Genomic DNA, 25,310 nt, shown 5'->3' with positions numbered 1-25,310 from the left:
GGAGCTGAAATTGTTTTGTAGATCGGGTTACTACAAACTGGGAACCGCTCTGCGGTCTATTTCTGTGAAAATAGCTTGATGGTGTAGTCAAGTAATGCGGTATCGCCGATTTTTCCGTGGCCGGGGATTACAACTTTTACATCGGGATATTTTGCTTTGATTTTGCTGACTGTCGCCGGCCATGCTTCCACGTTGGCATCGGCCAGGTTACCTTTCGACGCGTCTACTTCCTTGATCAGGCAGCCGCCGAACATGACTTTTTCGCTCGGGAAATACCCGATGATGTTGTCGCGCGTATGTCCTTCACCGTAGAATGCTGCCATTACTGTCTTTTTGCCCACTTTTAAATCCAGCTTATCGTCAAAACCCTTTTGAGGAACGGGGAATTTGTGTTCTTTATCGAAAGCAATTGTCTTGTTGGTCGCATATGAGGGAATGCCGTGCTCATGGAACGCCTTCAAACCGCCAACGCAATCCTCGTGGAAATGCGTGGCTATAACGGCCTTTACCTTGCATTTTAAGCTGTCTTCGATCCATCGGATGACTTTTTCTGACGTGGCGTCATCCACAGGCGTATCGAAAATCACCGCTTCATTTCCGTCGAAAACGATCAGGCCGTTGCACGGTACTTTTCCGAAAGTTTCTGTCTGGAGATAGGTGAGGTGTGAATAGGTGTGGTCGCTAATTTTCTGAATTTCAAGGTCGTCGCTTTTAAAACTCTTGTCGGGCGTTTGCGCGCGTGTGAGGGTAAATAGGAGTGGGAGCAGGCAGGCGAGAATGTGTTTTTTCATGGGTTGGTTGGTGAGTAGAAGTGAATGCAAATTGTGTGACAAGATAAGGGAAATTGTTATATTGGCGGCCTGACAAGCTACATTCAATGACGTGCGAAACTGAGCTGTGGGAAATCACCGGGGGATTTCAAATCCTTGTCGAAAACAGCGCGGCTCTTGAGTTTCTAAATGCGGAAGAAGCTATGTGCGAGAATTTGATTTGATTAATGGGCAAACAGCGAATAAAGATCTATGTGATTGACGATATTTTTGAAGAATATCGGTTCGAGATTACAAACGGTATTAATACCACGGCAATTGAAGTATTTAGTGAAGTAGAGTGGTTTAAGGAATTGGGAGACGCGTTGTGCGCATTTCCAAATTCGATCGAGGATTCCGTCGAATTTGATTTTGGCGGGGCTAATAGATCCCTGGCATTAAAGGTATATTGTTACGAATGGAGAGGGCAAACGGCCTTGCAAATAGAGGTCCAAAACAATTTACCGGCTCCCGACAGCTATGTCTCCCGGTTCAGTATCAAAACAGTGGCCGCTTCCATCAATAATCTGGGGCAGATGCTTCTAGATTGGGACCCTTATTCCTATGGCCGCGTTGAGTGGATAGCCGAAGATTGATTTTTCTAGCAAAATGGAGCAAATACTGACTGCAAAACTTAAAAGTCGTGTAAAAAATCTTGCCTGGTACCAAATTGCAGGTGGGGCCCTCGGGATAGTAATGTTCATTTATGCATTGACTCAAACCGGTGTTATCGAGGGTATTACGCTTTTGCTAATTGCCACAGGGATATTTCTTTACGGGTTTTCAATTTACTGTGGGCGACTACTAACGAGGGGTGAAATCCGGAATGGGTTGTACATGTCAAAGATTAACCAGGTTTTGCAAATAGTTCAGTTTGCCGTTGGTGGTTATGCCTACTTGTATGTTTCGGGCGCTTCTGCGGTATTTAAAATTGACCTTTCTAGTGGTACTGATCTCGGTTTTGAGGTTGGTCCAAGTAATCTTAACCTAACTATCCATAAGCAAGAGGAGCTAGTCGTGCTTGGGATCAACATTCTCGCTATCTATCTAACTTACTACATCATAAGGATGGAGGAGGAAATTGCTGAACGCGAGCTGTTGATCAAGACACCTGTTGAAGATCCCAAAATAGACGCTATCAGCGCAACCAATACTCCTGATCCGTTGTAGCCATAGACCGAGTTTCACATTTCATTTTAACTTATTCTCATGCAAACACTCTCTACCATCTTAGTCGCCCTGGTCGCACTCGAACATCTTTACATTCTCTACATCGAAATGTTTGCCTGGGAAACGAAGGGCAAGGAAACCTTCAAAGGCTCTCTGGCACCTGAGCTCTTCAAGCCGACCAAAACGCTGGCTGCTAATCAGGGACTCTATAATGGCTTCCTCGCCGCTGGGCTGATCTGGTCGCTGCTCATTGAGGACCATCATTGGAGGTTGTATGTAGGGGTTTTCTTCCTGTGTTGCGTAATTGTGGCGGGGATTTACGGGGCTGTTACGGCGAGCAAAAAGATCTTTTTTGTGCAGGCTTTACCGGCGATTGTGGCGTTGGTGGTGCTGCATTTGTGATAGATTGGGTTTGAAAAGTCAATGTATAATCCTGAACCCCATCCCATAATAATCCCCCTCGCCCCGCACAATTTTGAAATGCGTAATCAATATAACCGCAGTGTTTAAAAACGCCATCAAAAACAACACGCATACCACCACAAACGGATTGAAAAAGAACCGCCCGGCAAATGTGGAGAATACCATAAATAACGTAATGCCATATACAATAATGGCCCAGGTGATCTGGAAGTTCAGGATGCGCTTGCCGAGCTCCATGACGCCTGCGACGCGCTGGCGGTTGTAGAGCCATAATACGAGCGGAACGAGCACGCCGCCCAGTGGCAGCAGCCAGAACGAGAGGGCGGAAAGGTTCAGGATTTTCAGGAATGAAGCGTCCTCTGCGGGCGCGGGTACGAGGCTTTCCACAGGCACATCGAGCGCCTGAGCGAGCAGGCGGAGCGTTTCGCCACGCGGGATGGTGTCGCCGGCTTCGATGCGTTGCAAGGTACGCAGATTAATGCCGGCATTTTCGGCCAGGGTTTCCTGCGAAAGTCCTTTCGCCCGGCGCAGGGTTTTGATTTGTTCAGAGGTATTCAGGTTGTTCATATTGAAGTTGTTTTACCCAAATTTAACCTTTCCCGAGCGGGAATGATAGCGGCATTTTTACGGCATTTGATGAAGAGTTTAGAAATGTTGTTCACGATTTGCTAGTACCTTGACAACTTTCATTCATGATCTCGCTTGTAATGACTTGCATTCTGAAATTTGGCAAGTGCCTTCAAATCCTCCCATCGATCTGCGATAATTGCTTCTTTCTTTTTTCGGTTCCAGCCTTTTAGCTGCTTCTCAAATGCAATCGCCTGCCGTACATCATTAAATTCATACGAAAAGACTATTTCAACCGGACGTCGTGTGAAAGTATATGATCCGGAGTCTTTGCCTGAATTGTGCTCAGCGAGGCGCCGGTCAAGATCATTGGTCACGCCAGTATAATAGCTGTCATCGGCGCATTTGGCAATATAGACGTAATACGATTTCATGGAATAGTGTGGTTTGTTTATTCAAGAAAGGCAAAATAAATCACTATCTAATATTTGCATTCCGTTCATGTCATGCTGAGCGGAGCGGCCGCCGCTGCAGTCGAGGCATAGTAGCGTGACGTCTTGAAACACGTTGCGGTACGGACTGTCTTCGACCGCAGCGGCGGCCGCTTCGCTCAGACTGACATTTTGCAATTCAACTTTCATGAAACCCTGCACTCTGTTCATGTCATGCTGAACGGAGTAGAAGCATGTTGGCGTGCGTGTACATTCCAGTGGCACATTATCCGCCAATCTACGGCATTGTTCCTCATCGTTTACTATATTTAACCATCACCATCAACCTTTCACTCCGTTCTTATGCGACACCTTTTCAAAAGAACATTTACTTCCATATTATTCTCCGGTATGGCTGTCGCCTCCGCGCAGGCACAGCAACCGCTCTTAGGCTTTGGCGCCGAAACAGCAAAGAAGGAGCTGGACCTCGAAGCGGCATTCGATAAACAACTCCAAGCCAATAATCTCCGGGACTGGATGAAGCGCATGACGGCCTTCCCGCATCAGCTGGGTTCGCCTTATGGCCTCAATAATGCGCTTTTCCTGCGCGACAAACTCGCTTCGTGGGGCTTCGATGCGCGGCTCGATACGGTGCATGTGCTTTTTCCGACGCCGAAAGTGCGGATTCTGGAACTGACGGAGCCGACGAAATTTAAGGCCCCATTAATCGAAAAGCCATTGAAAGAGGACGCTACCTCCGCGCAAACAAAGGACGTCTTGCCGCCATACCACGCGTTTTCGGCCAATGGCGATGTAACGGCCGAGCTGGTTTTTGTGAATTATGGTGTGCCCGACGATTATGAAGAGTTGGCGAAGCTCGGCGTGGATGTGAAAGGGAAGATTGTAATAGCGAAATATGGTGGCTCGTGGCGGGGCATCAAGCCGAAAGTGGCGTACGAGCACGGGGCGATCGGCTGTATTATTTATTCCGATCCGAAGGAGGATGGCTATTTCCAGGGCGACGTATATCCCAAAGGGGCATTTAAAAACGAGTCGGGTGTGCAGCGTGGGTCAGTGGTGGATTTACCGCTCGCGCCGGGCGATCCGCTCACGAATGGCTTCGTGGCGGACGCGACACATAAGCGGTTGTCCGTGGAGGAGGCCCCGGCGATGATGAAGATCCCCGTGCTGCCGATTTCGTACGGCGACGCGACGCCGCTGCTCAAAGCATTGGCCGGTCAACCGGCGCCTGCGACCTGGCGGGGCGCATTGCCGATCACCTACCACATCGGCCCGGGCCCGGCGAAGGTGCATTTGAAGCTCGAATTCAATTTCGATATCGTGCCCTGCTACAACGTGATCGCGACGCTGAAAGGCAGCGAGTTTCCCGACCAATGGGTGATCCGCGGTAACCACCACGACGCCTGGGTGTTCGGCGCGGCCGACCCGGTGAGCGGTGCCGTGGCCGAGCTGGAAGAAGCGCGCGCGTTGGGCGAGCTCGTCAAAACCGGCTGGAAACCGAAACGTACGATAGTCTATTGCTGGTGGGACGGCGAAGAGCCCGGCCTGCTCGGCTCGACGGAATGGGTGGAGAAATACCAGTCCATTTTGAAGGAAAAGGCCGTTGTATACCTCAATTCGGACGGAAACGGTCGCGGGTACCTGAGCGCGGGCGGCTCGCATACGCTCGAAAAGTTCATCAACCAGGTAGGCCGCGACGTGATCGACCCCGAAAAAGGCACGAGCGTGATCGACCGCCTGCGCTCGCGCACGATCCTCAACGGCTCACCGACCGCCAAACAGGAAGCCCGCACCCGCGCCGACCTCCGCATTGGCGCCCTGGGTTCCGGTTCTGACTATACGCCGTTTATCCAGCACCTCGGCATCGCCTCCCTCAACGTCGGCTACGGCGGCGAAGATGCCGGCGGCGATTACCATTCCATTTTCGATTCCTACGACCATTATACCCGCTTCAAGGACGGCGACTTTGCCTATGGCGTCACGCTCGCCAAAACCCTCGGCCGCTCCGTCCTCCGCTTCGCCAACGCCGACGTGCTCCCCTTCGACTTCACCAACTTCGCCAACACCGTACAACTCTACGCCTCGGAAGTGAAAAAGGAGCTCGAAAACACGCGCACCAAAGCCGAGGAACACAACAAACTCCTCGCCGAAGGCCGCTTCGAAGCCGCAGCCGATCCCAAAGATCCGTTTGTGAAGCCTGCTGTTCAATCCGTAGCACCGTATCTCAATTTCGCGCCGCTGGATAATGCATTGGTTGCATTGGAAAATAGCGCCAAAGCATTTGCTGCTTCCTCGTCGAAGTTTTCTTCCTTGCCTGCGGACAAGTTGAGGGAGTTGAATGAGATTTTATACAAAACCGAAAGAAAGCTGATCCATGCCGATGGCTTGCCGCGCCGCCCGTGGTACCGGCATCAAATTTACGCGCCGGGCTTTTATACGGGGTATGGGGTGAAGACTTTGCCGATGATCCGGGAGGCGATTGAGCAGAAGAATTGGAAGGAGGCTGAGGAGGGGATTTTGCGGGTGAGCGGGGTTTTGGAGGGGTTTGTGGGGGAGGTTGAGAGGGCGTGTGGGGTGGGGAGGTGAGTTTCAAACCTTTCGCTAAATCCGCTTGAAAAAAGAATTCTTTTATAAAAAAAAGGTGCATTACATCGAATGAATAATTAATTTTTGATAAGTAACAAGTTTGATTTTGAGATAAGTATAATATTAGTTTAAATTTTCCGATCTAATCAACTGTTTTCGTTAGTTTATGAAACAACAGAATGGCGCAGAGGTGCGCACCCCCTACCTTTTAAAATTTCATGATCTTTTTCCAAATGAAGAAATTGATGTCGATTTGTTATTGCAGGCGTTTTCAAAAGAAATGCTGTTGCACGCAGCAATAAATTTTTCCGGTTATCATAACCATTTTGACCGAGATGAAGATATATTTTCGGTGCTACGACGTCATTTTCGCGGGCACTTAACTGCTAAATTGTCACAAATATTGAATAATATTTACCGAATACAGCAACAAACGCAACGTGCTGCACATTTTATTTATCCTCCTTCCAGTTTAAAATTGTTTGAGTATGCACTCAAATCTGATAAAAGTACCGAAGTCTTGGGCCAATTCGACGAGGATGAAGGGAGTTTGAACTTATTTAAAGCCTATTTGTGCTTCAATGAAGACATAATGCTAAGAGCGCACAAGGCATCGCAGCTCTTAGTCGACTATTCGAGTGACCGTATCGAATACTTAACTGCTTTAACGGGATCGGTGTTTGATAATGAGATACTTAATCACAATCTCTCTCTTGAATTTAGTGTTCAATTTCAGAAATCTCAGTATCTTTTCTTATTTCTGAGAGAGAATGAAAAAACGAGGCCTCTCCTGTTGGAGACTTTGAAGTACTATAACTGCCGATCAATTGGAGAACTGTTTAATATGATGATATTCTTGCTTGACCCAATTGAGTGCCAAAAAGATGCTATAATCGACATAAGAGACAAACCTATGTCCAAGCTAGCGATTAAATTTATTGATAAGTTTGTGCTAGCTGAATTTGAAGAAAACATGGACTTTCTTTCTATTAGAAACACGCCTGTTATGAAAATGGATGATGGGTTATACAAAATCATATATGCCAAGTTTGTGATTGATAAACTTTTTCGTGGATGGTATTTTGTGTTAAATAGGCTGAATTCGACGCTGGAATTAAGTATACAGATTAAAAATTTTAGAAGTTTTTATTCGACAGAATTTACCGAGGAGTATTTATTGACAAAATTGTTACACGGCGTATTTCCCAAAAAGGCAATTTCGTTTTCTGGGCGTGAAATTAGGGTCGCAAGACAAAATGACAAACGTAAGGAGGTTGCTGAGCCCGACTATTATGTGAGAGACTTTAATAATATTTTTTTGATCGAGTGTAAAGATGCATTGATAAAGAAGGAGGCTAAGGAATCATTGAACTATTTAGAAATAGATGCTGAACTTAGGTCAAAGTTTTTAGAGACGACTAACGGAGGAAAACGTCAATCTAAGGCCATTCATCAATTATTGGACAATATACAACGAATTAAATCAGGAAATATTGACTTTGACAGATATGACAAGATGCCCTCTGTCAGAATTTACCCGATCCTGATACTCACAGAGGAGGTGTTTAATGCCACAGGCCTTAATCAACTAATTAATGAGTGGTTTGGAGAGGAACTAGGCAATCGGCGCGATAATTCGGGCATAAAGTTGGACAAAATTGAACCGTTAACAATTATCACCGTAGACTCTCTAATTTATATAAGGCCATACTTGATCGCGGGCCGGGTGAAATTTAAGGATATGGTTGATTCGTACATAAATGAACATCTTACGAGACCCACTAACACAAAACTTTGGGAAAGAAATAGGATGATTCCTTTCTCATTATTCAGTCGAAGTTATATTTGGAGAAAATGTAATAATTCCCTTCAATCAAGCATGAGTATTTTTGTTGAAGGGTACGAAGATCTCGATTCAAGTATTTAGGTCATAACAGAGAGCACCGGTTCTACTGCTAGACGTGTTTGTTAGAGAGAGTGTGTAATGTTTAAGTAGACCATCTCTGATGTCACGTACCAAGTAACAAAATATATGGTACTATTAAGGGGATGGTTGTATTGCATCTTCAATACCTTCCAAGGCTTCGAGCTTGATTCGCTAAATGTAGTAGTTGTCTAGTTCACCCTTTATTATCTTTCGAGGAACACCGAAAAGCTAATAAGCGGTCAAGTCAAGTTCACCGCTGCAACTTAGAATGAAAAACTACTTTCAACCAACTCCATATCCCTCAAATGCCCCACAGCTATCTCAACATACTCCCTCTTAACCAAATCACCTTTTCTCTTGCTCGAAGATTTAATCCGCTCCATAATTTCATCAATGCCAAATTCTGGATTGTGTTGAAGGATAAAATCAGTAGTAGCCAGTATTTCAAGTGACAAGTCCGAACTGAACCCGCTAATTAATGCCAGCAGCTTTTGGTTGATCGCTTTTGCCTCAGGGCTGAGCTCGCTATTGATGTAATCATTTACTTCCTGCCACTTTTCATAGTTGAGCATTAGCGGCTCAAATGCTTTCGCCTGACCTTGTTCCAATCCTTTCAGATACACTCCATTCAGCGCATAGAGGACCTTTTCGACGCCAATCGCATAGGGCCCATAATGCTGCGCAGTAAATGTCAGTTGCAAAGGCTGACCAAGTCGCTGATAAAAATAGGCCAGCTTGTTGGCCGCGAAAAGACTACTGTGCTCGCCCATGCTTTCGTAGGCGAACAATGCATATAATAGCTGAGCGCGGGCGGGAGTTAGTTTGACGGCCTTGGTGGGCGCCCGCTTTTGTAAAATCGCCTTGATATGGTCATTAGGTTCGAAAACAACGATTTCTGAGTTGAGCCCGTCTAGATGCTCTTCAATCATAGGTTTGACGATATGCCAATCTAATCCGCCATTTCCGCAACCAAGAGGCGGAACGGCGATGCTTGAAATTTTTTGTTCCGAAATGAGCTCTCGCAAGGCGATAAGTCCGTCCTCTACGAACGAATATTCCGAAGGCTTCCTCCAATGCGTTTTCGTTGGGAAGTTGATAATCAGTCGTTTTCCCAGAAGCATGTTGTTGTCCCAAACGGCGAGCAGCTTTCCGGGAGCAAGTTCATGGCGCTTGCACGTGTCCGCATATATCTTGTAGTTATGCGGAAATGCTTCCTTGAATTGCAGTGCTATGCCTTTCCCCATCACCCCCACAGTGTTGACGGTGTTTACGAGTGCTTCCGTTTTGGCTTGGAGCAAATCTCCGGTTGAGAATCGTATCATAGGCGAATTAAGGAAAAAAACATATTGGTGCGACCGTAACTGCAATATTTAAGCCAGCCGATTTCAAATGTGCATTAACAAGAGCTTCTGCGTGTTCGTTGTAAACAAGGAATGACTCAATCGATTTTAATGGCACATGTGAATGGACCAGAAATTCTGCCTGGTATCTTCTGGGGCGGTCGGTGTCTAAATCGGATTTCTGAAAATTACTTTGCTGAATGCTTTCCCAATCAATTTGATCCAAATCTCTCAGATCAGTGTAATGATTCGAGTACGCTGCATTTGCCTGTCCATCGGTAAAGAAGAAACGAGGGTTTCGGCTTAAAATGCCAATTTCTGAACGTATGATCAGAATTTCTTCTCTTTCAAGCTTTGGAACAACCGGGGCCCAGTACCCTGTAACAATATTATACAGCATAATAGATCGCGGAGTGAAGTAGAATGGGATGTACTCCCCGATATTCCCGTAACCATCGATTCTTACGCGCGTTGCATCTCTTGCACCAATGATGTCCGGATTTCCGATAGGATGAAACTCGCTGCTGGCAGAAGGGTGATTCCTTGTGCAAATTCCCACTTCCAGTATGTGCTGTAAATTTTGAATGTTACAAATCCGGTAGCAGTATTTACGATCCGCATTGATAAGCATGGGGACAAGGCATTTTTAGGTCTTTAACTTTAAGTATACACAAAGTGGAGTTAAGACGTGCCTGGCCTTACAAATCAATCAACTCGCTGTACTCACCAACAATTCCCTGATATCCACTTTCAACCAAACCGCAATCTCGTAAAGCGTCTCCAACGACGGCTGTGAGTCGTTGGTGCACCAGCGTGATACCGTGGATTGGGCCTTGCTAAGTTCCTGGGCTAGGTCTTTGCTTGTCTTTCCTTGTTCGTGTAGTACTATCTTGATTCTATTGAGGCGCATAATTAGCGACGACTGCATATTTTATGCTATCTAGCGCTAATTCTGAACTTAATCAATTTTCGAAAAACCCTGGAAAGAGCGATATAAATATTGTTTTACATCATATTTATATTGTTATTTGCTATGTAAATTATGTAAAACAACAACTATGACACACAGAAAAAAATCTTCGAACCCCTCCGAGCGACGCCTGAAAGTCTACGGTAAATACCTCCCACGAGCATGGTACGGATACGTCCTCACGCCTGAAATCCGCCTCTGCGGGAAATGGCTGGAAGCAGCCGGCTTCGAGTGCGGCGACGAAGTAACGGTTAAGTGTTTGAGCAACAAAATAGAGATTACGCTCAACACGGTGGAAGAGCCGGAGCCTGCATCAGGTCAAAGACGGCGGAATGCCCAAAAGGAGCTTTTCGAGCAAGATTGACCTACTAAGCACTGTTTTTGGTCCGCATTCTGGCCTTGAATTCCTCAGGATCAAAGTCGTGAACCCAACCGCTTTGCTCACCGTTGATCAATGCTTGCCTTAATAGTCTCAGTTTTTCATCTTGTGAAGTACGCGTGTCCGAATGCAGACCGAGGGAAATAGATTTGTTTTTGGCCATGGCGAGTATTGTTGGTACTATAAAAATATCAAAACCCGCGCACAAAAAATCATGTTGATGAATGAAGGAGAGCGGTTTGTACAGTATGGACTGTCTTCGACCGCCGGGCGGCCCCGTTCGCTCAGACTGACATCTTTCAATTGTCATGCTGAGCGAAGCGGCCGCCGCTGCGGTCGAAGCACTACGCGTGATGTCTGCAATATGCACGCCCTCACTTCACCGTATACCAATCCCGAACCCTCACATCAATCTTCCCATCCTTCTCATTCACGAGCTTCTTAAACGCTTCCGTATCACTAAACCCCCCCTGCCCACGATAATGGTAAGGATAAACCACCTTCGGCTTGAACGCCAGCACGGTAGCAGCAGCCTCGTTAATATCCATCGTATAAGGCAAATTCATGCAAACAAATGCCACATCGATGTTCTTCAATGCCTTAATCTCCGGAATGCCGGAGGTATCCCCGCTGAGGAAGACCGATTTACCGCCCAGTTTGAGGACGTAGCCGTTGCCGCGGCCTTTGGTGTGGCGGGAGTCGGCGGTTTCGGGGAGGTTGTACATCGGGATGGCGGTGATGCTGATGCCGAGTTTTTCGGTGGTGGCGCCGTTGGCGAGGACGGTCGTTTTGGCTTTCAATGCGTCGGACATTTTGTCGACGACGGCCTGCGGGGCTACAATGATGGTTCCAGTCAGGTCGAGGGCTTCGAGGGAGGCAGGGTCGAAATGGTCGCCGTGGATGTCGGTGATCACGATCAGGTCGGGTTTGGCGATGCCGACGAAGGTTTTGGGGGCCTGGTACGGGTCGGCGTAGATGGTTTTGCCGTTCCAGGTGAGGGCCAGCGTAGCGTGGTTAAGCGGCTGGATTTTGAGCGGACCTTTGGAGGTCGGGATTTCATCGGGCTTAGGAAGCTGCGCCCAGCAGAGTGTGGCCGCGAACAGGAGCAAAAAGGTGAAAGTCGTTTTCATGATTTGTTGTTTTTATACAAATCAAATTTAGGCTTTACCAGCCCGGGAGCAAGTTTTTGGCCGATTTTTCATAGCTTTTTAATCGCGAAGTGAAAGTTCTGTTTAGCTTGCAGCAAGATCGGTAACCGCTGGGCTATGATGATGCATTTCCGTAAAGCAGCGCTCCGAGTGGCGCAGTTTACATTTGGTTTTACTTTGATATTCATTGCGTGCGCGGGCAATGCGCTCGCGCAGGCGTTCGTCGTAGCGCCGTTCAACTTCAATATCCAAAACGGCTCCTACACGCTCGCGAGTACGGATGCGGAGGCGCTCGCACGTACGAGGCAGGAGATTGTGTCGCAGACATTCATGCCCAAGCCCGATCCGGGGCTATCGATGCTCTTCCCGCAGCCGGGTGGTATTTTGCTTTTCAAATCGAAGGAATTAAAGGCCCCGGCGAATGTGGCCGGCAAGCTTATTAACCCCTCGCTGGTCGTGATCGACACGATTTTTCACAACCAGGTATACAGACAGAAAGCCAATGGCGTTGACCAATATTCTTTTGACATGTGCTATTCGCTGCGCATCGACGGCAAGCGGTATTACACCGATTTCCGGCCGCATACGTTTGCCTATTTTTGCTATCCGCTGGTGTATCACAAACAGCTTGTCATGATTGCCGCGCAGGATATGGGTTACGAGGTGTACGCCGACAAAGGCTATCCCGAGCATTTTCGCATTGCCATTTTTGATATGCAAAATGGGGGTATTAAAATGCATTTCACGAGTGAAGAACTACCATTTCATTACGGCCTCGAATTTCTAGATGAGAGCGATAAAGTGATTGAGTCAGAATATAAAGCCGAAGACCAGAGTTTTCGAATAGAAATCAAGGGTTTGAATCAAACCTACAAAGGTCTCTGGGATGGGAAGGTTTTGAAGCAGTTGAATTAACCATGACAACAATTCATTTAACGACCGTGATTCATGCGCCTATCAAAGCTTGCTTTGACGCCGCACGGAGCGTTGACGCCCATTTATCGTCAACGTCTGGGACGAACGAGAAGGTGGTTGCCGGCAGAATGACCGGGTTGTTCGAAGCGGGCGATGTCGTTACCTGGGAGGCAAAACACCTCGGGGTCAGGCAACGGCTTACTGTGGAAATTGGCCGGATGATCGAACCAACGTTTTTCGAGGACCAAATGTTGAAAGGCGCTTTCAAAAGTATGCGTCACGAACATCATTTTGTCGAGGAAAACGGGGCAACGGTGATGACAGACCTATTTCAATACGAAACACCCTTCGGTATTTTAGGTGTCCTTTTTGACAAGTTGTATTTGGAAAACTACATGCGAAAGTTCTTGCAGAAAAGGAATCTGCATTTAAAACATGACCTTGAAAGAGCCTAGCGGTTTTCAAAGTGTCACTTTTTTGATGCAATCGGGCTATCTTCGCGGCCTATTTTTCAACTCCAAATAAAACCAATGAAGCATTTTACCCGCATTACATTTCTGGCATTATTCCTGATCCCGACACTGACCACCGCCCAGCAAACCGAGGAGCAACAGGTAAAAAAGACGTTTGACGCTTACAAATCAGCAATCCTTAACGACAAAGGCGAGGAAGCGGTGGAGCAGGTAGATACCAAGACAATCAACTATTACGGCAATATTCTCGAAAAAGTGAAGACTGCCGATTCACTGGCGGTGGATAAGCTTACTTTGATGGACAAACTCATGGTCCTGATCATTCGCCATCGCATTTCCAAAGACGAAATCCTGACGACAAACGGCAAGCAATTGCTGGTGACGGCCATTAAAATGGGCATGGTTGGGAAGAGTTCGGTGATGAACAACGAGGTGGGTGTGGTGAAGGTAAATGGCAATTTCGCTACGGGAGAACTTTTGGTGCGCGGGCAGAAGACGCCGCTGGCATTTGAGTTTAATAAGGAAAACGGCACATGGAAGCTGGACCTCACGGCGGTTTTCCCGGCGGGTGAGGCCGCGTTCCGTCAAATGGTCAAGCAAAGCGGCGAGCCTGAGAATGCGTATTTACTCTCGCTGATCGAACTGACTTCCGGTAAGGGGCCGGGAGCGGAGGTTTGGGTGCCAGTGAAGCAATGAAGGGCTCGGATATTATAAACTGTCATGCTGAGCGTAGTCGAAGAACACGATGTTTGCGGTGTGGAATGCCTTCGACTGCGCTAAGGCTGACAGTATGACTTCGCTCAGCGTGACTTGAATTAATACAGCCCCCTTACACAATAGGCGCTTCTTCCTCATTCACGTGCGGCTGCACGGGCACACCTGCGAGGCGCTGTAACACGTGTGCCACCACAGGCCTGCTGCTGAACAGGTAGGCGTGATGGTTCATGAGGTAATACCTGTCCCAGAAAGTGCTGAGTAGTTTAATGCCGCTGTAATCGCCTTCACGCGCATTGGCCATGGCATTGTCCTCGTTGTTGAGAAAGCCGTAATAGAGCGGGTCCGCCTGCACGTCGGTGTCTTGCTTGATGATGTCCAGCACGTTATAGAAGTTGAAGCCATCTTCGAGCTTCAGGTTCGGGTCTTTTTGGAAGATTTTGTCGCCGTAGCTGCCCAGGTTGCGGAAGTCACTCGTAAGGCCTTCGGCATCGGGACGGGGATCGAAGGCCGCGGTATTTGCATTGAGGTTGAATTGCTTGGAGCTCACATACAGCAGGTAATCGCTCGGGTCGTAGTAAATATGGACGTGCTTGGCCAGCTGTTTTAATGGCGTGTAGTTGTAATGAAAATGGGGCCCTTTGAATTTCCTGCGCATATTCCGGAGCTGTACGCCTCCCTGTTGCACAGCCAGGTGCGTGACGTCGGGGGCCATCAGGAATATGTTTTCGAAAATGCCGGTCGGAATGCTGTGGCCTTCGCCGGGGTTGATCATGCCGTTCAGCAGCTGGTGCCCGAATGAATGCACGACGAGGTTCAGCGTTTTGCCCGCTTCTTTCAGTTTTCGGGAGAGCACTTCAAAGTATTCAAACAAACCATTCCGGGTGAACTGTTCGCCATAGCCAATGGAGCGGTCGTCGGCCTTCTTGCGCCATCCGTACGACGGCCAGCCGAAGTAGAGCACATTGGCGACGCTGTTTTCGGGGTGGGCGAGGTAGCTTTGTACAAACTGGGGTGCGAGTTCCAGTTTGAGCCCGGGCTCCCAATCAAAGCCGTGGATATAAACGAAAACATGCTTACGGGACTCCGGTAGCCGGCTCACAGCCTGCGTCACGCCGGTGGCCCATACCTCGGGAAAGAGCTCTGTTACCCTGAAATCGCGGTCGGGCGAGGGCGGCAGGTTGGCGAAGTACAGCTTGTCGGGCGCATCGGCCATGTCAATCACCGGAATGCCCGCTTTCTGCTGACGGTAGCAGATGAAGAAATGCGATTTATCAAGAGCCGACAAGCCCGAATAGGCATCCAGCTCCACTTTGTTTCCAATCACTTTGGTGCCGTCGCTGGTGATGTGCCACAGTGTGCGGCCGTCGTATTCGGCGCTGGTAACTGTCACTTTGTTGCCCCGTTTCAAAAAGGGCCGCGGGCCGTTCGCGCCGGGGCGCTGCGATTGCTGGTCGAGGTCGTCGTTGATAATGCCTTCCATGGAGGTGGTTGTTTAAGGATCGAGGTAGTTCTACAAGTTAGCGAGTATCCCCGATCTACTCAATCGTTTGTTATTTACCGGTAGGCGGTTTGTGGAATATGTTATTACTGGAAACGGCACCTCTGGCACGGTTTTGGCATATTCATTGGCATAACCATCCAAACACCAAAGATGAAAGCTGTTATTTCGATGTTATTCGCTGCCTCTATGCTGGCGGCTTGTAACACGCAGTCAGACAAGCAGGAAGCACTCTTGAAATCACAACAAAAAACCATCGATTCCATGCGCGTAGCCATGGAAAAACAGGCCATTATAGATTCAATGAACGCCCTGCAAGCTCAACGCCAGGAAGCGGAAAAGTGGGAAGATCTTGAGAAAAATGAGGCAACAAGCCACACTCAGGCCGTTGCAAGCACACCTGCCGCCGCTCCCGTAGCCGCCCGCACTAAAAAGAAATGGAGCCATACGGCCAAAGGCGCATTGGTAGGAGCAGGTACCGGAGCCATCACCGGCGCGATCGTGAACAAGAAACGTGTGGAAGGCGCACTCATCGGTACCGTGATCGGTGCTGGCGTGGGCGCGGGCACCGGCGCGATTGTCGACCACCAGGTGAAAAAACGTAACGGACAATAATCACATACTCGCTATATAATTCGGATTGCCGGTCGTAAGGCCGGCAATTTTTTTGTGCCTCATTTCGTAGGCAGGGGCACCAGCATCGGCTTTTTGCCTTGTCGCGGCAACCGATATACGTCACCATGGGCATTGGAAAAATAAACAAACGATTCCGAAGGTTTGCGACCATGACCATCCGCCCAGATCGCGTAGAACCCGTCTTGCGCGTGTAGGGGCTTACGTACGTACGAGTGATTCATCGGGCTGTTCCGGGTAAGCTGCCTTTCCAGTGCCCATTGCTTGCCGCCGTCGTCGCTCCGCCACATCGCTACCTCCCCGCCGGGATTGTAGGCTTGTGGGCCATCCATGCTCGGTCCGACGACCCGCCAGCTGTTTTTGGAAATGTGATAAACCGAGCCCATATCGTAGTTGTTGTCGGATGTCGTCACGATGTGGTGTTCCCAACCCTGGTTGCCCGGCCGGTATAATGTCCACTCGCGCGGGCCGTTGGCAGGACCGGCTTCGTAGCCTTTGCTGGCGATGACCAGGATAGCAGGTTTGTTTTGCTGGTCGAAGGTAATGTCGAGCAAGTAGCAGTTACGCTTTTCACTCGCGTAATCGTGCACTGTGGCCAGGTTCTTGGGGCTGGTTAATGGCAACTGCGCCGATGTTCCTTCGATATTCTGCCAGGTTTTTCCGAAATCCGATGTTTCGAGGTAATGCAGGTTAGTCCGGTAATTCAGGCCCTTGCCTTTGGGATGGTAGTCGAATGCGACGCCGATTTTTCCATTCCGCTCGGTGCTGATCTGATAATGCCCTTCCTCGATGTGTGCCAGTACTTTCCACTCATTCCAATGCACGCCATCGGCAGTAGTATTGTACCCGATCACCCGCTGTCCCGCCTTGTTGTATTTGGTAAAAAGCGCAATGAATCCTTTGCCTTTGATGTGGTAAACCTGAAAATAGGAGAAATTGGCAAAGGGCTGAGGCTTGCCATCGACTAGCTCCGTTGCATTCACCCGCTCGAAATCGCTGATATCAAAAGGTTTCCTGCTTTTATGAATATAGGAAGGACGCGAGATACCGTGAGAGGTCGAGAAAATCCAGATGTAACCACGGTCGTCGATCGAAATTACGGGGTTATCGTGTGCGTCGGTGGTCTTTTTGTCCAGAATCGTCAGCGGGTTGGCTACTTTGCCCGTTCTGTGATCGAAGTAGGAGACATTATGCAGCAATGTGGAATTGGTACTGTCGGTGCCTCCGAAGCAGAAGAAGGTTTTATCCACCTGCCTCGCATAAATGGCGAATGGCCGGTGATTGGCCGGGTAAACGGCCAGCCCGCCGCTGTATTTGTAAACATATTCGTCGTTGGAGGGCTGGTTCATGTACCAGATGCCGCGAAAGCCGTTGGCTTTTTTCATGATGATCTCCGCTTCCGCAAACTGGCCGTCGGTGTTCTGGGCGAGGGTGGGGGTGGTCAGGAAAGTCAGAAATGTCAGGAAAGTCAGGTATTGTCTTGAAAACTCAATGGATTTTTTTGCGGCGGTCATAGGGCGGGAAGTGTAACTGGTGATCACATTGCTATTAAAGCCGGTGATTGGGGTTTTGTTACTGATAATAAGTGGAAAGCAGAGTGCTGTCTTTCATAATTTACCTTGTAAATCTAACATTAGATGTTATAATTACAAGGTAAATTACTTGCAGTATTAATTTGTAATTGATATTTTTACCTTGTAAATCTAACATTTGGTGTTATAATTACAAGGATGATACCACGGATAGCAAAGGAAGAAATCGACGAATTACTGGATAATTTTCCAGCTGTGGGCGTATTGGGTCCGCGCCAGATCGGGAAGACGACCCTGGCAGAGCTTGTGGCCGAATCGCTCGATCCGAAGCCCATTTACCTTGACCTGGAAAACCCGCTTGATCTGGCCAAGTTAAATGAGCCGGAAGCATATTTTGAGGCGCATAAGGGTAATCTCATCATTCTGGATGAAGTCCATCGTGTGCCCGAGCTTTTTCCTGTGCTGCGGGGCGTTATCGACCGGCGCAGGAAAGAAGGGCTTCGGACAAGGCAATTTCTGATTCTCGGATCCGCGTCGCTGGATCTTTTAAGGCAATCGGCGGAAACGCTGGCAGGGAGGATCGCCTATCGTGAGCTTTCGGGGTTTGTTATCAACGAGATCGAAGAAACGGGCCCTCTTGCACAGGATAAATTGTGGCTGCGTGGTGGTTTTCCGGATAGTTTTCTTTCCAAAAACGACCTGAACAGCTTCCGGTGGCGGCTCAATTTTATCAATACCTATCTGGAACGGGACATTCCGCAGTTCGGCCCCCGCATTCCGACCGTCTTATTGCGAAGGCTCTGGACCATGCTGGCGCACCATCAGGGTGGGCAGTTGAATACGGCCCAGCTGAGTTCGAGTCTAGATATCGCCTTGCCGACGGTGAAGCGCTACGTTGAGCTGCTCGAAGATCTCTTTCTGATCCGTACCTTACGGCCATGGTCGGGAAATGTCGGGAAGCGGCTCGTGAAAACGCCCAAGGTATACATACGCGACAGTGGTCTTACGCACGCACTGCTCAACCTGGCTACTTACGACGATCTGCTGGGCCACCCGGTGTCGGGCAACAGCTGGGAAGGCTTTGTGATCGAAAACCTGATGGCTGCATTGCCGTTGGGTATGACGCCGTGGTATTACCGCACCGCTGCCGGTGCTGAGATCGACCTGGTGCTGGAACGGGGGGCCACGGAGCGTTACGCGATCGAGATCAAAAGATCGATCTCGCCTTCCCTTTCGAAGGGCTTTTACCTGGGTTGTGAAGATATTAAGGCGGAAAGGCGGTTTCTGGTATATCCGGGCAAGGAGCGCTTTCCTCTTGCTAAGGATGTTACCGCCATTCCGTTAGCCGGGATGGTTACTGAGTTACTCAATTTAAAAATATGATAGGCTATGGCTTGGAATCCGCAGATTTATAATCGGTTCAAATCGGAACGCTCCGCACCGTTTTATGATTTGGCCGCCCTGCTGAAAGTACGGCCGGGGTTAGAGTTGATCGACCTCGGTTGTGGCACGGGCGAGCTGACGACGAAATTGGCCGAGACCTTGCCGGAATCCAGGGTATTGGGCGTCGACTCATCAGAGGAAATGCTCAGCAACTCGCGGAAAGCGGATGGGAGTACTTTGAGTTTCGAATGCATTACCATTGAAAAGCAATTGGAAAAGGTGCAGCAATGGGACGTCGTGTTTTCCAATGCGGCCCTGCAATGGGTGCCGGACCACGAAACGCTGTTTCCGCATATTATTTCCAAAATAAAACCCGGAGGACAGCTATTGGTGCAAATGCCGGCTCAGCACCACAACCTGACAAACCGCTTGCTCAACGAACTCGCTGCTGAGGAGCCTTATGCGGACTTGTACCAGGGCTGGAACCGGATCTCTCCCGTGCTCGAACTCGATCGTTATGCTGAAATCCTTTTCGAAAATGGCGGCAAATCCATGCAGGTTTTCGAGAAAATATACCCGCTCATCCTCAATGACGTGGATGCGTTACTGACTTGGGTTTCCGGCACGGCCTTGATTCCGTATCTCGAACGGTTACCGGAATCATTAAAGATGCAGTTCCTCGACGACTACCAGGCTTTGCTGAATAATCATTTTCAAAAAGAGCCTGTTTTCTACCCATTTAAAAGGATATTGATAGGCGCGCAGTTTTGAATCTTTTGACAGGATAAGTGTGATCTTTTCTGTAAATTTGAGATATGGACACGCTGCTGATCAACATATTGGATCCCAAAGCCACAAAACTGCTGAAAGACCTGGAAGAAATGGAATTGATTTCCATTCAAAATCCTGGTGAAAGTGGTTTCGCCTCCGTTTTGAAAAAGCTACGCTCCAATTCTGACTCAACTCCGACGCTTGAAGAAATAACAGCCGAAGTCGAATCAGAAAGGACGAAGCGATATGCAGGATAATCCCCGAAGAATTATTATTGATACGAATCTTTGGATCAGCTTTCTCATCTCCGGTAATGCGAAGCTGGATGAATTGCTGTTTTCCCGAAAAGTAACTCTCATTTTTAGCGAGGAGCTCGTCCAGGAGTTTGTCAGCGTGGCTTGCCGTCCCAAATTTGCCAGGTATTTCGATTTTCAAACGGTGGCGGAGCTGCTAACTACTATTCACGAAGTGGCGACATTTAAAAACGTGACGACTAAGGTTGACATCTGTCGCGATCCGAAAGATAATTTTCTGCTTGCATTAGCGCTTGACTCCAATGCCGATTTCCTGATCACCGGCGATTCCGATTTGTTGGATATCGGACAAATTGGCAAGACGCGCATTATAACATTGACGAACTTATTGGAATGCATTAATTGATCGGCAGAGGATGATCAATTAGCGCATTCATCACTACCCCTGATACGCCCCCGCAAACCGCTTGGCGAAGTCTTCCAGTTTGAAAGTGCCTTTGATTTCCCCGCGGTTTTTCCAGTAGTCTTCCTGCATTCTGCCGCTTTGGAGTGCCTGCCCCATGTCGCGGTAGAGGCCGGCGAAGCTTTCGTTCAGGCCGGCTTGAAGCATGCCGTTGAAGGCGTCTTCGTCGGCGAAGGTAACCCAAGGCGTGCCTTCTTTACCTGCGGCTGCGCCGAGTACAGAGGCAATTTCGGAAGGGTGGCGCTCGTCGCTGGAAATGTAGGTGATGGTTTGCACTTCGGAAAATGGTGCAAGCAGTTGCTCAGTGGCCACCTTAGCAATATCGTCGGTGTCGACGAGCACCAGCTTTTCCTCGGTGCCGCCGAAGTTGCTTCCGGCAATGCCCGCGTTTTTGATCAGGCCGATTTGCGCATACAAATTGTTGAAGAAATAGGATGGGCGAAGGATTTTAACGTGCAAACCTGGCGTTTGTGCCAGTTTTTCTTCCAGGTAACCCAACGCATCGATCGGTCCTGCCCCCTTGCGCAAGTGCGCGCCTATGCTGCTCAGGAGCACGATGCGCGTGACGCCGGCAGATTGGATGGCTTCCAGATATTTGTCCGCTACTTCCAGCTGGAATGCGGCGTAATCGGCAACGGAAAAATCCGAAGGTATCATCAGGTAGGCGACGTCACCGCCTTTGAATGCAGATTCGAGGAAGGCCAGGTCTTGTACTGAGCCAATCGCCGCTTTCGCGCCCAGGCTTTCGATCTGTGCTTTTTTGGTTGCGTTGCTGCTGATGACAACTACTTCATGGCCAGCTTTAACGAGGTTTTGGGTTACGGGAAGGCTGATATTGCCCAGTGACCCGGTGATGATGTATTTCATGTCTTTCGAATTGTTTTTTGATGGGACAAAACTATATTTGTACTTACTTTTTGACAAGTACTTACCCGAGAGTATGTATGACTAAAATCAAAGAAAACTCGACTTACAATGCGAACCGCGGGATCGTAATGCAGGAATGCCCGGTTACGTATGTGATGAACAAGATTGGCGGCCACTGGAAACCGATCATTTTGTACCACCTGTTGGCAGGAAGCAAGCGTTACAGTGAGATCAAGAAAGCGATGCCGCACATTACCGAAAAGATGCTCATCCAGCATTTGAAACAGCTCGAAGGCGACCGCTTGCTCATCCGGGAAGCCAAGCCGGTGGTGCCGCCGTATGTTACCTACACGCTAACGGACGGCGGCAAAGAGCTTGAATCGGTGATCAATGCCATGGCAGAATGGGCGTACCGGGATATGAAGCGAAATAACTCACTGGTAGCGGAGGAAATGGCTGTGTGAGCAGCGGGCAAAGTTTTTTGGGATTTTGGTTGGCCTCCTGACACACTGTTGTCACGAGGCACATTATTTTGCATCCAAAACAGACCAGCTATGAAAGTCCACACCACCAACTACGAAAACACACTTATTGAGGTCGCAGACGATTGCCCTGCAACCGCTGGTGAAATACCGCCGATGAAGGGTGAGTCCAAAACCGTGGCCGGTATCCAGTATGACATGATCAGCAAGAATCCCTACAAATTCACATCTGATGATGTATTGTTCAAGGTTTTTGCGGAAAGAAAGGATCTCACGGAAAGCGAACTGGAAGAGGCCCGAAAACAGTTTTTTTCAAAAGGACAGGCCTGTATGCGTTGCTCACCACTCACCAAACGGTACGGATGGGGCGTCCACAACGACGAGGAAGGAAAGATCGCATTGATTGCGTGCGATAGCGACGAATATAAAAAGTTGAAAGCAAGCGACCTGAAAACGGTGAAGGCAATGAAGTCGAGCCGGTAGCATAAGGAGGAGTTATTTGGTATATTTACGTGACTCCTCTAACCTGCATTCATGAAAAAACTGATCTGCATCGCTCTCTTGCTGATCGCGGCTGTACATAACGGTTCTGCACAACTCAAGCTCACCATTGAACCAGTCGCCAACGGTTTTACACGACCCGTGAAGGTTACACATGCATCGGATGGTCGTCTTTTCGTGGCGGAGATAGGCGGGAAGATCAAGATTCTCAAAAACGGGGCCGTCCTTTCGCAGCCATTTCTGGATATTGGCGCGAAAATCAATGATCCCGATTGGGCAGGGATATTCAGCATCGCATTCCCGCCTGATTACCAGACTTCCGGCTTTTTTTATATACTGTATGTGGTAAAAAGCCAAACAGAAGTGCAGGTTTCGCGGTTCTCGCGGCAGGCAGGTAACGCCGATCTGGCGGATGCCAATTCGGAAGTCAAAATCCTCACCATTCCATACGGAAACGTCCTTGGAGGCCACAGGGGCGGTGATATGGCTTTTGGGAAGGATGGCTTTTTGTACATTTCCACCGGTGACAATGGCCCCGGATCCCGCGGTGTGGCCGGAGACCCGGACAATAACTCCCAGGACATGGGTAAGCTTTTCGGGAAGCTCCTGCGGCTTGATACCAGCAGTCCGTTGCCTGGCGATAACCCGCTCGGGAAGATATTCGCGCTTGGCCTGAGAAATCCCTGGCGATTCGGTTTCGACCGCCAGACCGGCGATCTCTGGATCGGGGATAACGGGCAGGACGGCTGGGAGGAGATCAACTATCTGCAATATCCATTCGGCGGGCAACCTTCGAATTTTGGCTGGAACTGCCTCGAAGGTACACAGAGCTACAATGCGTCGCATTGCGCGCAGGGGACCACCTACACGGCTCCCAAGCTCACATATCCCGGCTTTACCAACAACGGCGGCAACGATGCGTCGGTAATGGGCGGGTTTGTTTACCGCGGCTCGCGTTATCCGTCGATGAAAGGCCATTACTTTTTCGGTGATTATTCGAGTGGGAAAATCGGCTATATCGATCCGATGGGCGTGGCTAAACCTGATGCAGGCCTTACCTATGCCTCATTGATCTCCTTCGGCGAGGACCAGGCGGGCGAGCTTTATACATTGTCGTTTTTGAATGGTACGCTATCTAAAATCACCAACCCGGGCGACCCGCTTCCGGTAAAGCTCCTCTATTTCAAACTTGCAAGAACCGGTACCGGCCTCCGACTCGAATGGAGGACCGGACAGGAATCCAAATTTTCGCATTTTGATATACAGCGGAGTCGCGACGGCCGCATCTTTGAAACACTCGCGACGCTGCCAGGAGAAGGAGCGGGGAGTGCCTATGCTTTTACAGACAGTGAGCCATTGCAAGGTTTAAATTACTATCGGCTGAAAATGGTCGACCTGGACGGTACCATCCAACACAGTTCCCTGTTGACTGGCATGATGGATACGCGCGGGGAGCCCTTCATTTTCCCCAATCCGGGAGGCAGCCAGATCACGGTCGGAGGCCTTGCCCAAGGAGATAAAGTCGTTATTTACAATGCATCGGGCCTGCTGGTTGATAGCCATTCCATTACAACCGACGGATATTGGAAATTGAATATGGAAGGGAAGCCGAAGGGAATCTACACCGCCTTTATCGACAATGCAGCCACCGGCTTCTCTCAAAAATTGAAAATAGCCTATAAGTAAGTGCTTTTTCGGCGTCTATTTTTTAATTTACCAAAAACTGAAAACGCCATGAAAAAGAACATTAACGCTATTCAAAGCCTGACCTGGCTGCGCGAAACGCTATTATTTTTCCGTAACCATTACCTCATCGTTCTGGGACTTGGTCTCACCGCCGCCATCGGCCGCATTGTGCAACTCGGTGCCTTCGGGCCGATATCCCCTGGTTTGCATATTGCCATGGAAGTGATCGTAGAGTCTGCGAGGATCTTACTCTTTGTGTACGCATTAGGTCTCACGCAGCTAAAACGAGGGTTTTCGCGCTTGAAACAGATGTTCACCAGCGGCAAAGCCTGGACGGAGCACTGGCAAAAAGGGCGCGTTCGTCTGAAAATGCATTGGAGGTCATTGCTTGCGAGCTTTGTGATTTATCTGTTGATCGCCTGGGTTACTAACCTGCTGATCGACTACACAGCTTTCCAGACCTGTCTTTACTACAAACTGAAAGTCAACAATATCATTGCGGAGAAGTCTTCCGAATGGGTAATCATATTGTTTTTTAAAAATCTATCGGTTATTCCCCTCACACTCATTTTCAATGCATTATTTCTGCTTTGGGTTACCGGTCGTGTTTCCGACGGGGGGAATGTCTGAGTCCTTGTTAATTACTACACCATAAAATGAAAAAATTAGGCCTTGTAGGCGGTATGAGCTGGGTCTCGACCGTCGATTATTACCGTTTTATCAATGAAGGCATAAATGCAAAGCTGGGAGGGTTGAACTATGCCGAATGCATGATTTACTCGATCAATTTCAGCGCATTTGTAAGCAACAATACGGCCGGTAAATGGGACGAGACGTTCCGCATTCTGCGCGATGCCTGCCGGAATCTGGAAAAAGCGGGAGCGGAGGCCATTGTCCTTTGTGCGAATACCGCCCACGCCGTTGCCGACCGGTTGGAAGCTGAAATTAATCTGCCGATCATCCACATCGTCACCGTAACAGCCGACGCCATTAAGCAGGCGGGGCTCCGCAAAGTAGGCCTGCTTGGTACGAAGTTCACGATGGAAATGGATTTTTATAAAGACAAGCTGGAAAGTCTGGGCATCGAACCCATTGTGCCGGCGACGCAGGAGAGCCGGGATTTCATTCAGGATACGCTGCGCGACGAACTGGGGAAGGGCATTGTCCGGGAGGAAACAAAGCAGCGGTATCTTTCGATTATTGATGAACTGATTCGTGAGGGTGCCGAAGGGATTATCCTGGGGTGTACGGAGATTCCGATGATACTTGGTCAGGAAGATGTGCCGGTACCGGTTTTCGACACCACCCGCATCCATTCCGATGCTGCTATCGCATTTGCACTGGCGGAGTGAGTAAAAAACAGC

The 25,310-nt window shown here is 48.9% G+C and carries 31 protein-coding genes; 19 read left to right on the top strand and 12 right to left on the bottom strand.

The window, feature by feature from the left end:
* Nucleotides 1–56: 56 nt before the first annotated feature.
* Nucleotides 57–791, bottom strand: coding sequence for a subclass B1 metallo-beta-lactamase (bla, locus tag CLV60_RS28520; RefSeq protein WP_106598813.1), 735 nt, complete (start codon nucleotides 789–791; stop codon nucleotides 57–59).
* 206 nt (nucleotides 792–997) lie between these two features.
* On the opposite strand from bla, the gene CLV60_RS28515 reads away from it, so the two are divergent.
* Genes CLV60_RS28515 through CLV60_RS28505 form a run of 3 tightly spaced genes read left to right on the top strand, consistent with a single transcriptional unit; the run spans nucleotide 998 to nucleotide 2,381 of the window.
* Nucleotides 998–1,405, top strand: coding sequence for a hypothetical protein (locus CLV60_RS28515; protein ID WP_106598812.1), 408 nt, complete (start codon nucleotides 998–1,000; stop codon nucleotides 1,403–1,405).
* Between the two features lie 13 nt (nucleotides 1,406–1,418).
* Nucleotides 1,419–1,979 (top strand): hypothetical protein, encoded by a 561-nt coding sequence (locus CLV60_RS28510; protein ID WP_106598811.1) that lies wholly within the window; start codon nucleotides 1,419–1,421, stop codon nucleotides 1,977–1,979.
* A gap of 39 nt (nucleotides 1,980–2,018) precedes the next feature.
* Nucleotides 2,019–2,381 (top strand): DUF1304 domain-containing protein, encoded by a 363-nt coding sequence (locus CLV60_RS28505; protein WP_019943105.1) that lies wholly within the window; start codon nucleotides 2,019–2,021, stop codon nucleotides 2,379–2,381.
* Nucleotides 2,382–2,399: 18 nt separating this feature from the next.
* Here the strand turns inward: CLV60_RS28505 and CLV60_RS28500 are convergent, their stop codons facing one another.
* From CLV60_RS28500 to CLV60_RS34375, 3 genes are all read right to left on the bottom strand, one after another.
* Nucleotides 2,400–2,969, bottom strand: a complete 570-nt coding sequence (locus tag CLV60_RS28500) for a helix-turn-helix domain-containing protein (protein WP_106598810.1) — start codon at nucleotides 2,967–2,969, stop codon at nucleotides 2,400–2,402.
* A gap of 119 nt (nucleotides 2,970–3,088) precedes the next feature.
* A complete protein-coding gene (locus tag CLV60_RS28495) occupies nucleotides 3,089–3,403 on the bottom strand; it encodes a GIY-YIG nuclease family protein (RefSeq protein WP_106598809.1) in 315 nt (104 codons plus the stop codon).
* 21 nt (nucleotides 3,404–3,424) lie between these two features.
* Complete coding sequence (locus tag CLV60_RS34375) at nucleotides 3,425–3,610, bottom strand: hypothetical protein (RefSeq protein ID WP_106598808.1); 186 nt, start codon at nucleotides 3,608–3,610, stop codon at nucleotides 3,425–3,427.
* Between the two features lie 153 nt (nucleotides 3,611–3,763).
* Between CLV60_RS34375 and CLV60_RS28485 the strand changes: the two genes are divergently transcribed.
* Nucleotides 3,764–6,007 (top strand): M28 family metallopeptidase, encoded by a 2,244-nt coding sequence (locus CLV60_RS28485; protein ID WP_106598807.1) that lies wholly within the window; start codon nucleotides 3,764–3,766, stop codon nucleotides 6,005–6,007.
* Between the two features lie 166 nt (nucleotides 6,008–6,173).
* Nucleotides 6,174–7,934, top strand: coding sequence for a hypothetical protein (locus CLV60_RS28480; RefSeq protein ID WP_106598806.1), 1,761 nt, complete (start codon nucleotides 6,174–6,176; stop codon nucleotides 7,932–7,934).
* Nucleotides 7,935–8,197: 263 nt separating this feature from the next.
* Here CLV60_RS28480 and darG read toward each other — a convergent pair whose 3' ends face one another.
* The 3 genes from darG to CLV60_RS28465 all read right to left on the bottom strand — a co-directional run bounded on the left by darG (nucleotide 8,198) and on the right by CLV60_RS28465 (nucleotide 10,184).
* A complete protein-coding gene (gene darG / locus CLV60_RS28475; RefSeq protein WP_106598805.1) occupies nucleotides 8,198–9,256 on the bottom strand; it encodes a type II toxin-antitoxin system antitoxin DNA ADP-ribosyl glycohydrolase DarG in 1,059 nt (352 codons plus the stop codon).
* 7 nt (nucleotides 9,257–9,263) lie between these two features.
* Nucleotides 9,264–9,905 carry a type II toxin-antitoxin system toxin DNA ADP-ribosyl transferase DarT gene (gene darT, locus CLV60_RS28470; RefSeq protein WP_106598804.1) on the bottom strand — a complete coding sequence of 214 codons (642 nt, stop codon included), beginning with the start codon at nucleotides 9,903–9,905 and terminating at the stop codon, nucleotides 9,264–9,266.
* 78 nt (nucleotides 9,906–9,983) lie between these two features.
* Nucleotides 9,984–10,184 (bottom strand): helix-turn-helix transcriptional regulator, encoded by a 201-nt coding sequence (locus CLV60_RS28465; RefSeq protein WP_106598914.1) that lies wholly within the window; start codon nucleotides 10,182–10,184, stop codon nucleotides 9,984–9,986.
* A 148-nt stretch (nucleotides 10,185–10,332) separates the two neighbouring features.
* Between CLV60_RS28465 and CLV60_RS28460 the strand changes: the two genes are divergently transcribed.
* The gene (locus CLV60_RS28460; protein WP_106598803.1) at nucleotides 10,333–10,608 is read left to right on the top strand and encodes a SymE family type I addiction module toxin; all 276 of its coding nucleotides are present in this window, start codon (nucleotides 10,333–10,335) and stop codon (nucleotides 10,606–10,608) included.
* Between the two features lie 4 nt (nucleotides 10,609–10,612).
* On the opposite strand, the gene CLV60_RS28455 is transcribed toward CLV60_RS28460, so the two are convergent.
* Together CLV60_RS28455 and CLV60_RS28450 are read right to left on the bottom strand one after the other, a co-directional pair.
* Entirely contained in the window at nucleotides 10,613–10,786 is a 174-nt protein-coding gene (locus CLV60_RS28455; RefSeq protein ID WP_106598802.1) for a type II toxin-antitoxin system ParD family antitoxin, read from the bottom strand.
* Between the two features lie 211 nt (nucleotides 10,787–10,997).
* Complete coding sequence (locus CLV60_RS28450; RefSeq protein WP_106598801.1) at nucleotides 10,998–11,753, bottom strand: MBL fold metallo-hydrolase; 756 nt, start codon at nucleotides 11,751–11,753, stop codon at nucleotides 10,998–11,000.
* A gap of 135 nt (nucleotides 11,754–11,888) precedes the next feature.
* Here CLV60_RS28450 and CLV60_RS28445 point away from each other — a divergent pair, with 135 nt between their 5' ends.
* From CLV60_RS28445 to CLV60_RS28435, 3 genes are all read left to right on the top strand, one after another.
* On the top strand, nucleotides 11,889–12,686 hold the full coding sequence (locus tag CLV60_RS28445; protein ID WP_229211169.1) for a hypothetical protein: 798 nt from the start codon (nucleotides 11,889–11,891) through the stop codon (nucleotides 12,684–12,686).
* A 2-nt stretch (nucleotides 12,687–12,688) separates the two neighbouring features.
* A complete protein-coding gene (locus CLV60_RS28440) occupies nucleotides 12,689–13,141 on the top strand; it encodes an SRPBCC family protein (RefSeq protein ID WP_106598800.1) in 453 nt (150 codons plus the stop codon).
* Nucleotides 13,142–13,216: 75 nt separating this feature from the next.
* A complete protein-coding gene (locus CLV60_RS28435) occupies nucleotides 13,217–13,855 on the top strand; it encodes a hypothetical protein (protein WP_211302284.1) in 639 nt (212 codons plus the stop codon).
* Nucleotides 13,856–13,988: 133 nt separating this feature from the next.
* Here the strand turns inward: CLV60_RS28435 and CLV60_RS28430 are convergent, their stop codons facing one another.
* Nucleotides 13,989–15,356 (bottom strand): alpha/beta hydrolase, encoded by a 1,368-nt coding sequence (locus CLV60_RS28430; RefSeq protein ID WP_106598799.1) that lies wholly within the window; start codon nucleotides 15,354–15,356, stop codon nucleotides 13,989–13,991.
* A gap of 171 nt (nucleotides 15,357–15,527) precedes the next feature.
* Here CLV60_RS28430 and CLV60_RS28425 point away from each other — a divergent pair, with 171 nt between their 5' ends.
* Nucleotides 15,528–15,989 carry a glycine zipper family protein gene (locus tag CLV60_RS28425; protein ID WP_106598798.1) on the top strand — a complete coding sequence of 154 codons (462 nt, stop codon included), beginning with the start codon at nucleotides 15,528–15,530 and terminating at the stop codon, nucleotides 15,987–15,989.
* A 59-nt stretch (nucleotides 15,990–16,048) separates the two neighbouring features.
* On the opposite strand, the gene CLV60_RS28420 is transcribed toward CLV60_RS28425, so the two are convergent.
* Nucleotides 16,049–17,521, bottom strand: a complete 1,473-nt coding sequence (locus CLV60_RS28420; protein ID WP_229211168.1) for a BNR-4 repeat-containing protein — start codon at nucleotides 17,519–17,521, stop codon at nucleotides 16,049–16,051.
* A gap of 216 nt (nucleotides 17,522–17,737) precedes the next feature.
* Here CLV60_RS28420 and CLV60_RS28415 point away from each other — a divergent pair, with 216 nt between their 5' ends.
* From CLV60_RS28415 to CLV60_RS28400, 4 genes are read left to right on the top strand one after another with little or no spacing between them, the layout of a single operon-like run.
* Nucleotides 17,738–18,922 (top strand): ATP-binding protein, encoded by a 1,185-nt coding sequence (locus tag CLV60_RS28415; protein ID WP_106598796.1) that lies wholly within the window; start codon nucleotides 17,738–17,740, stop codon nucleotides 18,920–18,922.
* 6 nt (nucleotides 18,923–18,928) lie between these two features.
* Nucleotides 18,929–19,693, top strand: a complete 765-nt coding sequence (locus tag CLV60_RS28410) for a methyltransferase domain-containing protein (protein WP_106598795.1) — start codon at nucleotides 18,929–18,931, stop codon at nucleotides 19,691–19,693.
* A 44-nt stretch (nucleotides 19,694–19,737) separates the two neighbouring features.
* Entirely contained in the window at nucleotides 19,738–19,950 is a 213-nt protein-coding gene (locus CLV60_RS28405) for a hypothetical protein (protein WP_106598794.1), read from the top strand.
* Nucleotides 19,940–20,353, top strand: coding sequence for a putative toxin-antitoxin system toxin component, PIN family (locus tag CLV60_RS28400; RefSeq protein ID WP_106598793.1), 414 nt, complete (start codon nucleotides 19,940–19,942; stop codon nucleotides 20,351–20,353). Before CLV60_RS28405 ends, CLV60_RS28400 begins: the two co-directional genes overlap by 11 nt.
* A gap of 33 nt (nucleotides 20,354–20,386) precedes the next feature.
* On the opposite strand, the gene CLV60_RS28395 is transcribed toward CLV60_RS28400, so the two are convergent.
* Nucleotides 20,387–21,277, bottom strand: coding sequence for an NAD(P)H-binding protein (locus CLV60_RS28395; RefSeq protein WP_106598792.1), 891 nt, complete (start codon nucleotides 21,275–21,277; stop codon nucleotides 20,387–20,389).
* A gap of 77 nt (nucleotides 21,278–21,354) precedes the next feature.
* Between CLV60_RS28395 and CLV60_RS28390 the strand changes: the two genes are divergently transcribed.
* The 5 genes from CLV60_RS28390 to CLV60_RS28370 all read left to right on the top strand — a co-directional run bounded on the left by CLV60_RS28390 (nucleotide 21,355) and on the right by CLV60_RS28370 (nucleotide 25,298).
* Nucleotides 21,355–21,741, top strand: coding sequence for a winged helix-turn-helix transcriptional regulator (locus tag CLV60_RS28390; RefSeq protein WP_106598791.1), 387 nt, complete (start codon nucleotides 21,355–21,357; stop codon nucleotides 21,739–21,741).
* 90 nt (nucleotides 21,742–21,831) lie between these two features.
* Nucleotides 21,832–22,242: a DUF6157 family protein gene (locus CLV60_RS28385; RefSeq protein ID WP_106598790.1), complete on the top strand. Its 411-nt coding sequence runs from the start codon at nucleotides 21,832–21,834 to the stop codon at nucleotides 22,240–22,242.
* A gap of 51 nt (nucleotides 22,243–22,293) precedes the next feature.
* Nucleotides 22,294–23,946 carry a PQQ-dependent sugar dehydrogenase gene (locus tag CLV60_RS28380; protein WP_106598789.1) on the top strand — a complete coding sequence of 551 codons (1,653 nt, stop codon included), beginning with the start codon at nucleotides 22,294–22,296 and terminating at the stop codon, nucleotides 23,944–23,946.
* Nucleotides 23,947–23,994: 48 nt separating this feature from the next.
* A complete protein-coding gene (locus tag CLV60_RS28375) occupies nucleotides 23,995–24,576 on the top strand; it encodes a hypothetical protein (RefSeq protein ID WP_106598788.1) in 582 nt (193 codons plus the stop codon).
* A gap of 26 nt (nucleotides 24,577–24,602) precedes the next feature.
* Nucleotides 24,603–25,298 (top strand): aspartate/glutamate racemase family protein, encoded by a 696-nt coding sequence (locus CLV60_RS28370; RefSeq protein WP_106598787.1) that lies wholly within the window; start codon nucleotides 24,603–24,605, stop codon nucleotides 25,296–25,298.
* Nucleotides 25,299–25,310 lie beyond the last annotated feature (12 nt).

This window comes from Dyadobacter jiangsuensis, assembly GCF_003014695.1.
Lineage (GTDB): Bacteria > Bacteroidota > Bacteroidia > Cytophagales > Spirosomataceae > Dyadobacter > Dyadobacter jiangsuensis.
Note: the sequence above shows the minus strand (reverse complement) of the source record. Positions and strands in the feature narration are given on the sequence as shown.

Coding starts and splice junctions, on each gene's coding strand:
- bla (WP_106598813.1), bottom strand. CDS start 791: ATGAAAAAACACATTCTCGCCTGCCTGCTCCCACTCCTATTTACCCTC.
- CLV60_RS28515 (WP_106598812.1), top strand. CDS start 998: ATGGGCAAACAGCGAATAAAGATCTATGTGATTGACGATATTTTTGAA.
- CLV60_RS28510 (WP_106598811.1), top strand. CDS start 1,419: ATGGAGCAAATACTGACTGCAAAACTTAAAAGTCGTGTAAAAAATCTT.
- CLV60_RS28505 (WP_019943105.1), top strand. CDS start 2,019: ATGCAAACACTCTCTACCATCTTAGTCGCCCTGGTCGCACTCGAACAT.
- CLV60_RS28500 (WP_106598810.1), bottom strand. CDS start 2,969: ATGAACAACCTGAATACCTCTGAACAAATCAAAACCCTGCGCCGGGCG.
- CLV60_RS28495 (WP_106598809.1), bottom strand. CDS start 3,403: ATGAAATCGTATTACGTCTATATTGCCAAATGCGCCGATGACAGCTAT.
- CLV60_RS34375 (WP_106598808.1), bottom strand. CDS start 3,610: ATGAAAGTTGAATTGCAAAATGTCAGTCTGAGCGAAGCGGCCGCCGCT.
- CLV60_RS28485 (WP_106598807.1), top strand. CDS start 3,764: ATGCGACACCTTTTCAAAAGAACATTTACTTCCATATTATTCTCCGGT.
- CLV60_RS28480 (WP_106598806.1), top strand. CDS start 6,174: ATGAAACAACAGAATGGCGCAGAGGTGCGCACCCCCTACCTTTTAAAA.
- darG (WP_106598805.1), bottom strand. CDS start 9,256: ATGATACGATTCTCAACCGGAGATTTGCTCCAAGCCAAAACGGAAGCA.
- darT (WP_106598804.1), bottom strand. CDS start 9,905: ATGCTTATCAATGCGGATCGTAAATACTGCTACCGGATTTGTAACATT.
- CLV60_RS28465 (WP_106598914.1), bottom strand. CDS start 10,184: ATGCGCCTCAATAGAATCAAGATAGTACTACACGAACAAGGAAAGACA.
- CLV60_RS28460 (WP_106598803.1), top strand. CDS start 10,333: ATGACACACAGAAAAAAATCTTCGAACCCCTCCGAGCGACGCCTGAAA.
- CLV60_RS28455 (WP_106598802.1), bottom strand. CDS start 10,786: ATGGCCAAAAACAAATCTATTTCCCTCGGTCTGCATTCGGACACGCGT.
- CLV60_RS28450 (WP_106598801.1), bottom strand. CDS start 11,753: ATGAAAACGACTTTCACCTTTTTGCTCCTGTTCGCGGCCACACTCTGC.
- CLV60_RS28445 (WP_229211169.1), top strand. CDS start 11,889: ATGATGATGCATTTCCGTAAAGCAGCGCTCCGAGTGGCGCAGTTTACA.
- CLV60_RS28440 (WP_106598800.1), top strand. CDS start 12,689: ATGACAACAATTCATTTAACGACCGTGATTCATGCGCCTATCAAAGCT.
- CLV60_RS28435 (WP_211302284.1), top strand. CDS start 13,217: ATGAAGCATTTTACCCGCATTACATTTCTGGCATTATTCCTGATCCCG.
- CLV60_RS28430 (WP_106598799.1), bottom strand. CDS start 15,356: ATGGAAGGCATTATCAACGACGACCTCGACCAGCAATCGCAGCGCCCC.
- CLV60_RS28425 (WP_106598798.1), top strand. CDS start 15,528: ATGAAAGCTGTTATTTCGATGTTATTCGCTGCCTCTATGCTGGCGGCT.
- CLV60_RS28420 (WP_229211168.1), bottom strand. CDS start 17,521: ATGACCGCCGCAAAAAAATCCATTGAGTTTTCAAGACAATACCTGACT.
- CLV60_RS28415 (WP_106598796.1), top strand. CDS start 17,738: ATGATACCACGGATAGCAAAGGAAGAAATCGACGAATTACTGGATAAT.
- CLV60_RS28410 (WP_106598795.1), top strand. CDS start 18,929: ATGGCTTGGAATCCGCAGATTTATAATCGGTTCAAATCGGAACGCTCC.
- CLV60_RS28405 (WP_106598794.1), top strand. CDS start 19,738: ATGGACACGCTGCTGATCAACATATTGGATCCCAAAGCCACAAAACTG.
- CLV60_RS28400 (WP_106598793.1), top strand. CDS start 19,940: ATGCAGGATAATCCCCGAAGAATTATTATTGATACGAATCTTTGGATC.
- CLV60_RS28395 (WP_106598792.1), bottom strand. CDS start 21,277: ATGAAATACATCATCACCGGGTCACTGGGCAATATCAGCCTTCCCGTA.
- CLV60_RS28390 (WP_106598791.1), top strand. CDS start 21,355: ATGACTAAAATCAAAGAAAACTCGACTTACAATGCGAACCGCGGGATC.
- CLV60_RS28385 (WP_106598790.1), top strand. CDS start 21,832: ATGAAAGTCCACACCACCAACTACGAAAACACACTTATTGAGGTCGCA.
- CLV60_RS28380 (WP_106598789.1), top strand. CDS start 22,294: ATGAAAAAACTGATCTGCATCGCTCTCTTGCTGATCGCGGCTGTACAT.
- CLV60_RS28375 (WP_106598788.1), top strand. CDS start 23,995: ATGAAAAAGAACATTAACGCTATTCAAAGCCTGACCTGGCTGCGCGAA.
- CLV60_RS28370 (WP_106598787.1), top strand. CDS start 24,603: ATGAAAAAATTAGGCCTTGTAGGCGGTATGAGCTGGGTCTCGACCGTC.